This is a genomic window from Rhodococcoides kyotonense, assembly GCF_001645385.1.
Lineage (GTDB): Bacteria > Actinomycetota > Actinomycetes > Mycobacteriales > Mycobacteriaceae > Rhodococcoides > Rhodococcoides kyotonensis_B.
In genome coordinates, this window is record NZ_LVHI01000023.1 from 235,728 (window position 1) to 247,935 (window position 12,208).

General features: G+C 64.6%; 15 protein-coding genes. 8 read left to right on the plus strand and 7 right to left on the minus strand.

Annotation, left to right across the window (positions count from 1 at the left end; all coding sequences use genetic code 11):
- Positions 1 to 2: 2 nt before the first annotated feature.
- Both A3K89_RS17005 and A3K89_RS17010 read left to right on the plus strand, forming a co-directional pair.
- On the plus strand, positions 3 to 821 hold the full coding sequence (locus tag A3K89_RS17005; protein ID WP_174551447.1) for a helix-turn-helix domain-containing protein: 819 nt from the start codon (positions 3 to 5) through the stop codon (positions 819 to 821).
- A 20-nt stretch (positions 822 to 841) separates the two neighbouring features.
- Positions 842 to 1,234, plus strand: coding sequence for a VOC family protein (locus A3K89_RS17010; RefSeq protein ID WP_068429050.1), 393 nt, complete (start codon positions 842 to 844; stop codon positions 1,232 to 1,234).
- On the opposite strand, the gene A3K89_RS17015 is transcribed toward A3K89_RS17010, so the two are convergent.
- A complete protein-coding gene (locus A3K89_RS17015) occupies positions 1,216 to 2,223 on the minus strand; it encodes a glutathione S-transferase family protein (RefSeq protein WP_068428139.1) in 1,008 nt (335 codons plus the stop codon). The two genes, A3K89_RS17010 and A3K89_RS17015, sit on opposite strands and share 19 nt — an antisense overlap.
- A 4-nt stretch (positions 2,224 to 2,227) precedes the next feature.
- Positions 2,228 to 2,929: a GNAT family N-acetyltransferase gene (locus A3K89_RS17020; RefSeq protein WP_068428140.1), complete on the minus strand. Its 702-nt coding sequence runs from the start codon at positions 2,927 to 2,929 to the stop codon at positions 2,228 to 2,230.
- Between the two features lie 124 nt (positions 2,930 to 3,053).
- Here A3K89_RS17020 and A3K89_RS17025 point away from each other — a divergent pair, with 124 nt between their 5' ends.
- Complete coding sequence (locus A3K89_RS17025; protein WP_068428143.1) at positions 3,054 to 3,257, plus strand: cold-shock protein; 204 nt, start codon at positions 3,054 to 3,056, stop codon at positions 3,255 to 3,257.
- 191 nt (positions 3,258 to 3,448) lie between these two features.
- Here the strand turns inward: A3K89_RS17025 and A3K89_RS17030 are convergent, their stop codons facing one another.
- The 4 genes from A3K89_RS17030 to A3K89_RS17045 form a co-directional block, all read right to left on the minus strand.
- On the minus strand, positions 3,449 to 4,828 hold the full coding sequence (locus A3K89_RS17030; RefSeq protein WP_068428146.1) for an aromatic ring-hydroxylating oxygenase subunit alpha: 1,380 nt from the start codon (positions 4,826 to 4,828) through the stop codon (positions 3,449 to 3,451).
- Complete coding sequence (locus A3K89_RS17035; protein WP_068428148.1) at positions 4,825 to 5,130, minus strand: hypothetical protein; 306 nt, start codon at positions 5,128 to 5,130, stop codon at positions 4,825 to 4,827. Before A3K89_RS17035 ends, A3K89_RS17030 begins: the two co-directional genes overlap by 4 nt.
- Before the next feature lie 99 nt (positions 5,131 to 5,229).
- The gene (locus tag A3K89_RS17040) at positions 5,230 to 5,985 is read right to left on the minus strand and encodes a ThuA domain-containing protein (RefSeq protein WP_068428151.1); all 756 of its coding nucleotides are present in this window, start codon (positions 5,983 to 5,985) and stop codon (positions 5,230 to 5,232) included.
- A 76-nt stretch (positions 5,986 to 6,061) separates the two neighbouring features.
- Complete coding sequence (locus tag A3K89_RS17045) at positions 6,062 to 6,778, minus strand: TetR/AcrR family transcriptional regulator (RefSeq protein WP_254303563.1); 717 nt, start codon at positions 6,776 to 6,778, stop codon at positions 6,062 to 6,064.
- Between the two features lie 136 nt (positions 6,779 to 6,914).
- Between A3K89_RS17045 and A3K89_RS17050 the strand changes: the two genes are divergently transcribed.
- The 5 genes from A3K89_RS17050 to A3K89_RS17070 all read left to right on the plus strand — a co-directional run bounded on the left by A3K89_RS17050 (position 6,915) and on the right by A3K89_RS17070 (position 11,391).
- On the plus strand, positions 6,915 to 7,556 hold the full coding sequence (locus A3K89_RS17050) for a TetR/AcrR family transcriptional regulator (RefSeq protein WP_068428154.1): 642 nt from the start codon (positions 6,915 to 6,917) through the stop codon (positions 7,554 to 7,556).
- 68 nt (positions 7,557 to 7,624) lie between these two features.
- Entirely contained in the window at positions 7,625 to 8,332 is a 708-nt protein-coding gene (locus tag A3K89_RS17055) for a histidine phosphatase family protein (protein WP_068428156.1), read from the plus strand.
- Positions 8,333 to 8,401: 69 nt separating this feature from the next.
- Entirely contained in the window at positions 8,402 to 9,163 is a 762-nt protein-coding gene (locus A3K89_RS17060; RefSeq protein WP_068428159.1) for an SDR family NAD(P)-dependent oxidoreductase, read from the plus strand.
- Between the two features lie 7 nt (positions 9,164 to 9,170).
- On the plus strand, positions 9,171 to 10,571 hold the full coding sequence (lpdA, locus tag A3K89_RS17065) for a dihydrolipoyl dehydrogenase (protein WP_068428161.1): 1,401 nt from the start codon (positions 9,171 to 9,173) through the stop codon (positions 10,569 to 10,571).
- Between the two features lie 16 nt (positions 10,572 to 10,587).
- Positions 10,588 to 11,391, plus strand: coding sequence for a ThuA domain-containing protein (locus A3K89_RS17070; protein ID WP_068428162.1), 804 nt, complete (start codon positions 10,588 to 10,590; stop codon positions 11,389 to 11,391).
- On the opposite strand, the gene A3K89_RS17075 is transcribed toward A3K89_RS17070, so the two are convergent.
- Positions 11,384 to 12,178, minus strand: coding sequence for a maleylpyruvate isomerase family mycothiol-dependent enzyme (locus A3K89_RS17075; protein ID WP_068428165.1), 795 nt, complete (start codon positions 12,176 to 12,178; stop codon positions 11,384 to 11,386). The two genes, A3K89_RS17070 and A3K89_RS17075, sit on opposite strands and share 8 nt — an antisense overlap.
- Positions 12,179 to 12,208 lie beyond the last annotated feature (30 nt).

Genomic DNA, 12,208 nt, shown 5'->3' on the forward strand with positions numbered 1-12,208 from the left:
GCATGAATGCCGTGTCCGACGGCGCGCGTCGAGCAGCGAGCGCGAAGTTGCGTCCGTACGTGCGCGCCTACGACGGCTATAGCTTGTCCGGATACGAGCCCGGGCAGCACATCGGTATGCCGAGCCCGTATCTGACGGTGATCGTGTCGATCGGGGACAAGCTGCAGATCGCGGACTCCCCACGACAGGGTGCCTGCTCGTTCGAAACGCTGGCCAGTGGCATCTCCGCGGAGCCCGTGACGATCGCGCACGACGGCAATCAGCACGGTATCCAGCTGTCCTTGACCCCGTCGGGTGCGCGATCGCTGTTCGGCGTTCCGACTGCTGCGCTCGGCGACTGGATGGTCGACCTGTCCGACGTTCTCGGCCGAGACGCCGACGAGTTGCTCGATCGGGTCAGCGACGCCTCCGATTGGATGGACAGGTTCGACGTCGTCGACGAGATCCTGGGTCGGTCGCCGACCGAGCAGCAGGTCGATCCGACGCTGCGCGAGGCCTGGCGACAACTGGTCGACGCCGGTGGCGCGGCGCGCGTCGGCGAGGTCGCGTCGAACATCGGGTGGAGCCGCAGACACCTGGTCGGTAGGTTCGCCGCGGAGTTCGGGATCTCGCCCAAGGATGCGGCGAGAATCGCCCGCTTCCACCGCTCGCACCGCCTGATGAAACGACCCGCCGTGCCTCGTCTGTCCGACATCGCGGCTTCATGCGGCTACTACGACCAGGCACACATGGCCCGCGAATGGCGCGATCTCGCGGGCGTCTCGCCGTCGCAGTGGCGTCGGGACGAGAAGTTCTCATTCGTCCAAGACGAGGACGGGTGACCGGGGGAAGGATCGCAGTCATGACACAGGAAACAGGTACCGCAACCGCAATCTGGCCGTGCTTCGCCTACGCGGACGCGCGTGCCGCCATCCGCTTCCTCGTCGACGTGTTCGGCTTCACCGAGGCGGCCGTGTACGGCGACGGTGACGTCGTCGAGCATGCCGAGCTCAGGTGGCCGGAAGGCGGCGGCGTCATGCTCGGAAGCGCACGCGACGACTCTCCGCTCGATCCGGGCGTCGGGAACGTCTACGTCGTCACGGCCGACCCCGACGCCGTACTCGAACGGGTCACCCGAGCCGGTGCCCGGGTGACCCGTCCGATGAAAGAAGAGGATTACGGCAGCCGCGGATTCACGTGTCGTGATCCCGAGGGCATCACGTGGAGCTTCGGCACCTACGCCGGCACCCAGTGATCCGCCGGGACCTGCTCGTCCTTGCTGGGCGGATGCGGCGCGGTCCCGTCGCCGAACGGGCGTCCGCCGAGTGATTCGCGGCCGTGGGGCTCGAGCCACCCGTGCAGCTCGGGCCCCTTCGGTACGACGCCGGTGGGATTGATGTCGCTGTGCACGACGTAGTAGTGCCGCTTGATGTGGTCGAAGTCGACCGTGTCACCGAAGCCCGGGGTCTGGAACAGGTCGCGGGCGTAGTTCCACAGCGTCGGGATCTCGCTGAGCTTGCTGCGATTGCACTTGAAGTGACCGTGGTAGACGGCGTCGAAACGCACGAGTGTCGTGAACAGACGTACGTCTGCTTCGGTGATCGTGTCGCCGACGAGGTATCGCTGGTCGCTGAGGCGGCCTGCGAGCCAGTCCAGGGCGTCGAACAGGCGGTCGTATGCCTTGTCGTACGCCTCCTGCGATCCGGCGAAGCCGCACCGGTAGACACCGTTGTTGACCTCGGTGAACACGCGCTGGGCCACGTCGTCGATCTCGCTGCGCAGCGCCTCGGGGTACAGATCGGGTGCACCGTCGCGGTGGTACTGCGTCCATTCGGTGGAGAAGTCCAACGTGATCTGCGGGTAGTTGTTCGTGACGACCTGGCCGGTCGAGATCTCGACGATCGCGGGCACCGTGATGCCACGCGGGTAATCGGGGAAACGGGCGAAGTAGGCGTCCTGCAGTCGCGGAATCTTCAGGACCGAGTCGACGCCACCCGGTTCCTCGTCGAAGTTCCAGCTGCGTTGGTCGTGCGTCGGGCCAGGGATGGCCAGGGAGATGGCGTCCTCGAGCCCGAGCAGGCGACGCACGATGATGGATCGATGCGCCCACGGGCATGCCCGTGCCGCGACGAGGCGGTAGCGGCCCGCTTCGACGGGATACCCGTCGCGGCCGTCCGCGGTGATGCGGGTTTCGATGTAGTTGATGTCGCGTACGAATTCCTTGCCGTTCTCGACGTAGCTCATGAATTCAACGTACGTCGACCGAGACGAGCACGCCCCACTCTTCGTACCCGAGCCTCGCGCCGAGGCGACGGGCCGTCGTGTTCTCCTCGTCGCATCGCCATTGCGGAATCATGCCCTCGTCGAACGCGTCGTTCGTCGCAAGACGAGCCACCACCTGAGCGTTGCCGCGTCGGCGCGCCGTCGGTGCCGTCAACACGCCGACGTCCGCGAGTACGCCCTCCCATTCGAGATACGCGGCCGCAGCGAGTGGCGCGGCGGATTCTGCGGGCCTGTCGTCGTCGAGCAGGGTGAACCAGGATCGCTTGCGGGTCAGATCGGCGGCGATGACGTCGTCGGGTGCGCATCGGCCTTCGAGGTCGAGCACCTGGCCGAGGTCGTGGGAGATCAAAGGGTCGTGTCGATCCAGCTCGGTACCGATGTCGCCCGCGAACGACAGTACGATCGGCCCGTGCGTCCGGCCGGGTGCCTCGCACGACGACGCCAGGGTTCCGCGTCGGGCAAGTTCGTCGTCCGACCTGTCGGCCGCCTCGGAGACAGCTGCTTCCGGCCCGACCAGGGCAGTGGCGTCGCCGAGACGAAGGAATGTGACCGACGTCGCCTCCGGGACGACGAGGGTGTGACGGCGTCCGTCACGCAGCGCAGAGTCGGCGAGCCCCAGGTGTCTGGACCATGCGAGGCGGATGATGTCGTGATGATGCGAATCCACCGGGTCCACGCTATCTCGAAGTTTTTCGCCCCCGACGTTTCGCATGACTCAGAACAATGGCATGATCACGGATGAGATTGGAGCTTCGACGTGAAGGTCCAGCTCGCTACAGAAGGTTTACGGTATGACGCAGGGCAGTGTTAAGTGGTTCAACGGCGAAAAGGGCTTCGGCTTCATCGAGCAGGACGGTGGCGGACCTGACGTGTTCGTTCACTACTCCGAGATCCAGGGAACTGGCTTCAAGACGCTCGACGAGGGTCAGCGCGTGGAGTTCGAGGTCGGCCAGGGTCAGAAGGGCCCCCAGGCAACGGGCGTTCGCGCTATCTGATCCCCTTTCAGGGATCGCCAAACCCGGATTTTGCTGACGGCTCTACGCTGTCCCACTACCGGTGACGAGAGGCCGGACACACGGAGAGAGATCTCCGAGTGTCCGGCCTCTCGTTCGTTAGGCGGCGTCGCTACACGTGCGCGCGAATGTATAGAGGGCTATACATTCGCGCGCACGTGCGCCGAAGGCGCCTACTCGCCGATCCACTCCGCGAGAAGGTGATGAATGTGTCTGATCTTCAATTCCTGGTACCGGGCGAGGGGGATGGTCTTCGCCTGCGTCGTCTTCAGCCCTCGCTGAACCTTCGGCATGTTGTAGGCATCCTGGTCGAACACCCGGGCCGAACTTCCAAGAATCGTTGCCTCCAACCATGATTGGTCGGGGTCGAGCCATTGGGTCTTGGCCGGCTTCGGCCGTTCACCCTTGAACGGCCCGAGGAGGTAAACGTCCATGATCGACGTTTCGTGATCGTCGCCGTTGGGCCGAAACCGGTACACGATTCGTTGGTAGGCGCCCCACGGATGAAAGTTCGGGAACACCGTGTAGTAGATGCTGTCGAGTGACTCGGCGTCGGACATGTTGTCCGCCTTGACATCTCCGATGACGTCGCGCAGTCCTTCGCGGGCCAGCATGCCCGACATCTCGCGAGCGGTCACGCCGTCCGGAAGCGTCACCATGGGATCTTCGTCGATACGGGCGTCGACCATCGAGTCGAACATTTCCTGCTCGGTGGGGACGAAGTTGATGTGGGGGCTCGGGACTCCGTTGGCGGTGATGCCGCGGTTGAAGTTTCCCCAGCTGTCGTACTGGCTGTTGGAGTCCCCGGTCCCGACGACGCGTTGAGGATGCGTGGTGATCACGTGAAACGCTTCGGAGAACGCCTCCTGCGCGATTTTCCAGTTCGCCTGGATGACCTGAGCGACGTGGGCTTGGATGTACCGATCCTCGAGTGGCCACGCCTCGAAGTGCTTGCCGAGATCCCCTAGAAAGCTGTCGAGCGATTCGGATTCGGGGTCCATGTTGATGAACACGAAGCCGCCCCAGGTGCCGACCTTCACCTGCGGAAGGTCCATCTTCCCCTGATCGACCTGTGGAAAGTCCCAGGCGCACGTCATCGACTTCAGGGTCCCGTCGAAGTTCCACGCGAAACCGTGGAACGGACAACGTATTTCGTTACCTGCAGGTCCGGCCTCCTCGCGTAGCGTTCGTCCGCGGTGCAGGCAGGAGTTGTAGAACGCGCGGATGCTCATGTCCTTGCCGCGCACGATGAGGATGGACTTCTCGCAGATCTCGTAGACGAGTGTGTCGCCGGGCTCGGGAATCTCCTCCTCGCGGCACGCCATCTGCCACACCTTGTACCACACGCGGTCTCGTTCGAGCTCGTGATATCTGCGGCTGATGTAGCGCGAGACCGGTACGAAATTCTGGTCCTCGTAGAGGTCGTGGCTTTCTTCGCGCAGGATGGGCGGAACCGGGTGGGTGTCGGTGTCGAGAAGGCGTTGGTAGCCCATTCCGTTCTCGATGAATCCGTCGTCGGTCCCCGACGGCGGGCGATCCTCGATATCGGTCACAGCTTGCCTCCCTTGTCCAGCGCCGCGGCGCGGGCTTCCTCGGCGAGTTTGTCGGCTTGCATCTTCTCCAGTAGCTTCGCGGCTCCCATGAAGCGGCGGTTCTGGGTGATCGGAATAGGTTCTCGTGGACCGAGTCCCACCCAGCGCGCCAGTTCGGGATCGACGGCTTTCACCTCACCGTGCAGGTACCTGCCCTCGGGGTCGAACGTTCCGGTTCGTCCGTCGCGAGTGGTCACCAAGACGTTGAAATCGTCGTCGAATTCGTAGATCGCGTGGCTCATCGGATGCTTGATCTGTCGCATCGCGGTTCTCCTTGAAGCGGGGCTGAGGCCTTACTTAACGTCGAATGCACTTACTGTAACAGCGGCACGTGACCGCAGACACATATTTCTTGAATTGGACTACATAAAGCCCTGCGGTCGAGCGGCCCAGCGCACGGCACCTGCCACCAGGCGCCGGTACACCGGATCGCCGAGGGTGGCCGCCGAGTCTCCGGGCTGCAGGTAGACCAGACGGCTTCGACCGTTGGTTTTCGTCCACCCGCACAGCGACGAACCGGGCTCGTGATGCCACCCCTCGCGTTCACCACGCCTGCCGGCCATGGCGAGCGCGGTGGACCAGTGCACGGCGTCGGTCATCTCGGCGTCACTACGCAGCAGGGGCGTCACGTCGTCCTCGAACACCTGGCAGAGGTACGTCTCGTCGACGATGTCGAAGGTCGGGGGGATTCCCTCGACGACCGGGTGCGACGCATCCGCAACCGAAATTCGTTGGGGTACGTCGAGTCGGTAGCCGGAATCGGGTTCGTCGATTCCGCGAACGACGCCCGGTCGATAGAGATATTTGCCCCCCACGAATTCCGACCACCCCTCCCAGGTCGCCCACGACGCGATGGCGTGGTGCAGGACCACGTATCCCAGTCCCGTCGTCGGTGCCGACGCGATCGCGTCGCGTAACGCAGCGGGGGGATCGGACGGTTCGGGCAGTGTCCCCGGCATGTCGTAGTGGAGGCAGACGTCGAAAGTCGTCAGCTCGGTGGGCCCGAGGGCGACGTCGGGATGTTCGAACCAGGTGACGTCACCGGGCAGAGACTCCAGCAGGGCAGCGAAGGCGTCGCGGTCGAACGAATGCCCTCCGGTGAATGCGGCGATGCGCATGGACACACTCCAGAACTCGACAGAACAACTGTGGTTGCAGTCAAGTTACTCGAATGCACCGGCGTGAGCGGCTGTTTCAGCGACCCACGATCATCTTCGAACACACGTCGTTGATCGCGGCGCGCAGACGCGGTGTGGAGATGTTCGACAGTGGCCCGCCCTCGATGCGCAGAGGCTGAATGGCGATCGTGGTTCCGATCATCGTCCGAACTCGCAACGATCGCGCGGCCTGCTGGGCGGCCGCTGCCCGCTTGTTCGACGGGATCTCGACGGCAGGGAAGTAGTCGAACGCCCGTCGGATATGGCGCTCCATGTACTCCTTGGTCAGCAGGCGTGTCCCGGGAGTGGCTCCGCCCGCGATCTGGAGAAACAGCATGCGCGACGCGTTCGGATGTTCCGCGGTCCAGTCCCACACCGCATCGATGACGGCACGGAACGAGTCCGCGTCGGCGTCCACGTCGTCGGGCCTGGTGTTCTGTGCGGCGGCCGAGCTCGCGTCCATCGCGTAGCCGAGAGCGCTCTCGAACAGTTCTTCCTTGCTCGAGAAGTGGTAGTAGACCGCGGTCGCCACCATGCCTGCTGCTTCGGCGATCTCCTGGATCGACGCCTCGGCGAACCCTTTCGTCGAGAACACTCGAACGGCGGCCTGGACGATGAGATGCCGACGGGACGGCCGATGGGCGGAATTCTTGGTCGATGCAGCAGGCGCGGGGTCGGCAGGCATCGGTTCGTCGCCGAATTCGTCGTCGACCTGCGTCGCGAGATCCTCGTCGACAGCTTTCCGTCGCGCCACAGCGTGCTCCCGTTCTCGTCGGCCCCTCGGGTGGGTCCATCCTCACACACCACGTCCACGGGTCGGGCGACCTGTTCGCGACGAGAAGCGGGTCGCCCACCGCCGGGCCGACACCCTGCCTGTCATGATCTAGGTCATGACAGGCAAGAAGGGGACGGCGAGGAGCACCGGTAAGGCCTCGGAGGACGGGAGCGTCAAACGTGCCGCCCACCGGCCGTCGCGTCGCGAGATGGTGATCGACGCTGCTATGCATCTGTATTCGGTGCGGTCCATCGAGGACGTGACGGTGGCCGACATCGCTGCCGAGGCACAGATGACCTCCGCCGCTGTCTACTACCACTACCCGTCGAAGGACGACGTCCTTCTCGGTGGGCTTCGCCTGTATTCGGAGGGTCTGCTCGACGAATTACGCCGTCGGATCGACAGCGACGACTCGGCTTCTCTGGGCGACGTCATCGTCGGGCTGCTCGAATGGACGGATCAACATCGCCCGGCGTCGCTCGTGTACTTCGTGCACTCACCCGGGTGGAGCTTGTCCATCGAGTCTCTTCGTCGGAGTGTTCGTTTGGCTGTGCTGAATTTGTTCATGGCGGAACTGCGCACCCGGCACGGGATCACGGTTCGGGCGAAACAGGCTGCAGCCGCGACCGCGTTGTCGAGTCTGTTGGAAGTGTCGATGTCGTCCTGGCTCACCGAGGACGCGGTACTGGCCAACCTCGGGCGCAGACGGTTCTCGGACGAAGTGCGCGACGTGGCGGCCGACATCGCAAGCCTGTGACGGGGCCTGCGAAGAAAATTTCTCCCAAGTATCTTTAGACCGACGATAGTTTGTGGTTGACTCGGACCATGCTCAGTCAGCCGCGCGCTCGGTCCATCGACCTCGACAACCCGTTCGCCCCGTTGAACGGTCTGTGCGAGCTGGTGCTCGTGCGTCACGGCGAGCAGAAGTTGAGCAAGGATCTCAGCGCAGGCGAGACCGTCGACCCGCCGCTGTCCGAGCTCGGTGAGCGTCAGGTCGACGCCGTGGCCGAGCGATTGGCTGCAGCCCGTGTGGACGCCGTCTACAGTTCACCGTTGAGTCGTGCACTGCGCACCGGAACCGCGATTGCGGAACGTCACGGGCTGACCCCGTTCGTCCGCTCCGAACTCGTGGAATACGAAGCGTGGCAGAGATTTCCGGCCGACCGATCCCCGTTCGAGGTCCTGCCGCACGACGAGATCGCCGCGATATTCCGTGACCACATTCGAACGCGGCGGTACGAGGTCTTCCCGTACGCCGAGGACGCCCAGGCGTTCCGCGAGCGTGTGCTCGGCGTCGTGGAAACGATCGTGGACGATCACCTCGGTGAACGTGTCGTGGTGACGTGTCACGGAGGCGTCATCAACGCGGTGCTCGCCCACGCGCTCGGCAGCGGTCTCGACATGCCGGTGCGGGTCCACCACACGTCGTTGAGCGTCGTTCGCGGCGCCGACACTCGTCGCGCCGTCCAGTCGGTCAACGACTTCACGCACGTGCTCGACTTCCAGACCCATGTCGGAATCATGAATCAGTAACCGCCGCAACACCGCACACGAACTTTCGACACCGGCGCCCAGCGCCCACAGCAGCCAAGGAGTCATCACATGGATCTCGGTCTCGCCGGAAAACGAGCGCTCGTCAGCGGCGCGAGCCGTGGAATCGGCCTGTCGATCGCACGCACTTTGCTTGCCGAAGGTGCGTCGGTCGGAATCTGCGCGCGCGGAGAAGAACACCTTTCCGACGTCGCCGCCGAATTGTCCGGGGCTGGAACGGTTTTCCACAAGGCGGTCGATGTCGGCGACGCCGCTGCCGTCGCGTCGTTCGTGGACGACGCCGCGGCAGCGCTGGGCGGAATCGACATCGTCGTCGTGAACGCCTCCGCAGCCACCGGCAAGGGCCCGCAGGCTTGGCTGAACAGCTTCAACGTCGACCTGATGAGTCTGGTCAACTTCATCGAGGCGGCGACGCCGCACCTCGAGACGAGCGACGCCGCGTCGGTGGTCACCATCAGTACCACGTCCGCTCTCGAAGCCGGGCCGATCACGACGGCCAACAGTTACGGTGCGCTCAAAGCAGCTGTGCTGCAACACTCGTCGGCTCAGGCCCGAGCGCTCGGTCCGAAGGGAATCCGAGTCAACGCAGTGTCGCCCGGTCCGATCTTCTTCGAGGGCGGGGCGTGGGACACCATTCAGAGCAGCCGCCCGGCCTTGTACGAGGCTGCGCTCGCGTCCGCGTCTCTGGGTAAGCTCGGTGCCGCCGAGGACGTCGCAAACGCGGTGTCTTTTCTGGCATCGCCCGCAGCCGGGCACATCACCGGGACCAATCTGGTGGTCGACGGCGGGTTCACCAACCGCTTCGATTTCTGAGTTCGCGATGGGTGACGACGTGACCACCTCTGCGGACGTGGTGATTCTGGGCGGCGGATCGGGAGGGTACGCGTGTGCGCTTCGCGCCGCGCAGCTCGGAATGTCGGTCGTCCTGATCGAGGCGGGCAAGCTCGGGGGTACCTGTCTGCACAACGGGTGCATTCCGACGAAAGCGCTGCTGCACGCCGCCGAGATCGCCGATTCCGTCAAGGAAGCAACGAGTTTCGGGATCAAGGCGACTCTCCACGGTGTCGACATGAGCGCGGTGAACGGCTACAAGGACGACGTGATCGCCGGCTTGTACCGCGGTCTGCAGGGCTTGATCGCGTCGCGGTCCATCGACGTCGTCGTCGGGCACGGGCGTGTCGTCGGCGAACGTACCGTGGAAGTGACGCACGACGGCGGCGGCACCAGCACCTACCGCGGCGACGCGCTCGTGCTCGCGACGGGCTCGCAGTCGAAGTCCTTGCCCGGCCTGGACATCGGTGGGTCGGTCGTGACGAGTGACGGCGCACTCCAGCTGGGCGACGTGCCCGGCCGCGTCATCGTGCTCGGCGGTGGGGTCATCGGATGTGAATTCGCGAGTGTGTGGTCGTCGCTCGGTGCCGACGTGACGATCGTCGAGGCCGCCCCTCGCCTGCTGCCCACGGAAGACGTGTGGGTGTCGAAGCAGGTCGAACGAGCATTCCGCAAGCGTGGTCTGACGCTGCGCACCGGAAGTTCCTTCGCGAGTGCGGCACAGCGTTCGGGCGGCGGGGTCGATCTGGAGATGGCGGACGGAAGCCGTCTCGACGCCGACCTGCTGCTCGTCGCCGTCGGACGAGGTCCCCGCACCGACGGCATGGGTTTCGTCGAAGCTGGAATCGACCTCGATCGCGGGTTCGTGGTCACCGACGAGTGGCTGCAGACGTCCGTGCCCGGGGTCTTCGCCGTCGGAGACATCGTGGCCGGACCACAGCTGGCCCATCGGGGATTCGCTCAGGGAATTCTCGTGGCAGAACAGCTGGCCGGGCTCGACTGTATGCCCGTGAACGACAAGGGTATTCCGCGGGTGACGTACTCGAACCCGGAAGTGGCGTCGGTCGGACTGACCGAGGCCGAGGCGCGCGAGCAGTACTCGGACGTGTCGACTGTGGTGTACGACCTCGGTGGAAACGGTAAGAGCCGCATCCTGCGCACCTCCGGCGGTGTCAAGCTCGTTCGTGCGGGCGACGACGGACCGGTCGTCGGCATACACCTGGTCGGTGCTCGCGTCGGTGAGCTGATCGGAGAGGCGCAGCTCATCTACAACTGGGAAGCCACGGCAGGCGACGTCGCTCAGCACGTCCATGCACATCCCACGCAGGCAGAGGCGCTGGGTGAAGCGCACCTCGCCCTCGCGGGCAAGGCGTTGCACGCGCACGATTGAAGCCACAGGAGGAACGATGTCGGGACCGGCAGGTCGGATCGACGCGGTGTTGGTGTGCGGCGGGCAGTGGCACGACTTCGACTATGCGCGTGTGGAATTGCTGTCGGAACTGGCCCGGTACGAGAACGTGCGCACCAGGGTGTTCGAGGACTACGACTGCGCTGATGCCCTGGCTGCGGCAGATGTGCTGATCACGTATACCTGCAACCGAATTCCCGACGCGACGCAGCAGAAGACGCTCGTCGACTTCGTTTCTCGCGGAGGCCGTTGGTTGGCTCTGCACGGAACCAATTCGGCAATCGAACGAACTCCGGCCGGTTCGCCGAGCAAGTACGTCACACCTCGAACGCTCGGGGGACTTCCCGCAGTGTTGGGGAGCCAGTTCCTCGGGCATCCGCCGATCGCGCCGTACCGGGTCGAGATCACGGAACCGGAGCATCCGCTCGTGGCCGGTATCGGCCCGTTCGATGCCGTCGACGAGCTGTACGTCAGCGAGCTGCATCCGCCGATTCGTGTTCTCGCACATACACGATTCGTCGGGGAGTCCACGGGATTCGAGGAGGGGCACACCACGGTGGACGAGCCGCGGCCGGTGCTCTACACCAAGGATCACGGTAGGGGTACGGTCTGTTACTTCACCTTGGGACACTGCCGCGGGCGATTCGACGTGCAGGATCTGGGCATCGACGACCTGGGCCGAGTCGATCGGGGAAGTTGGGTCGTCCCGCAGTACCGAGAGATTCTCTCGCGATGCGTGTCGTGGGCCGTCTCCGGTGAGATGACGGCGCCACGACCCGCGTCGGCCGGACAGGTCAGATGATGTCGACCGTGTCCAGAATTTTCTCTGCGTAGGATCTGTCGCCGTCGATCGACACGTGATCCCGCCACGAGCTTCTGGTGGTACCCCACAGAACGAAGTCCGTTGCGCGCGAGGTGATCACGGTGTCCGTTCGAGAAAGACCCGTCTCCACGGTCAGGAGTTCGGAACCGGGAACGAGTGTCCACTCGCCGCCTCCGGCGCCGGTCAACTTCACTCCGATCGGACGGTCGAGCACGGCCGATACCGGCGTACACATCTGAGGCAGGCCCGTCCACATCCACTCGACCGCGACGCGAACCAGATCGTCCTCCGGATCGGGAATCGGACGCACCACCGGACCGTCGGGACCGAGTAGATCCACGTACATGTGGCACCACATGTCGAATGCGAAGGCGTCCGACAGCTGATGGGTGCGGTAGGTTCCCAGGTCTGTCAGCACCATGGGCTGCTCCGCGAGATCGTCTCGCTGCATCGCCCCGAGCACACCGACCGCGCCGTCGAGATGGGCGAGGAACTCGTCCGCCACCTGCGTGTACGTCCAGTCACGCCGCGCGTCGACGAGTCGGTTCTGCAATTCCTCGGCAGTGGTCGGTGGCGGTACCGCCGGGTCGGGTTCGGGCGGCTTGGTCAACGCCGCGAAGTTCGAACCGGTGTGGGCGACGAGGTCCTTGACTGACCAGCCGGCGCACCGACTTGGCGCCGACCACTCGTCGGGTGTGAGGCTACGGACGACCACCGAATACCGTTCGGCGAGTTCGCGGCTGGCTTCCAGGCCGGATGTGCTCATCGAAATCCTTCCCGTTCGTCGGCGTCGTCG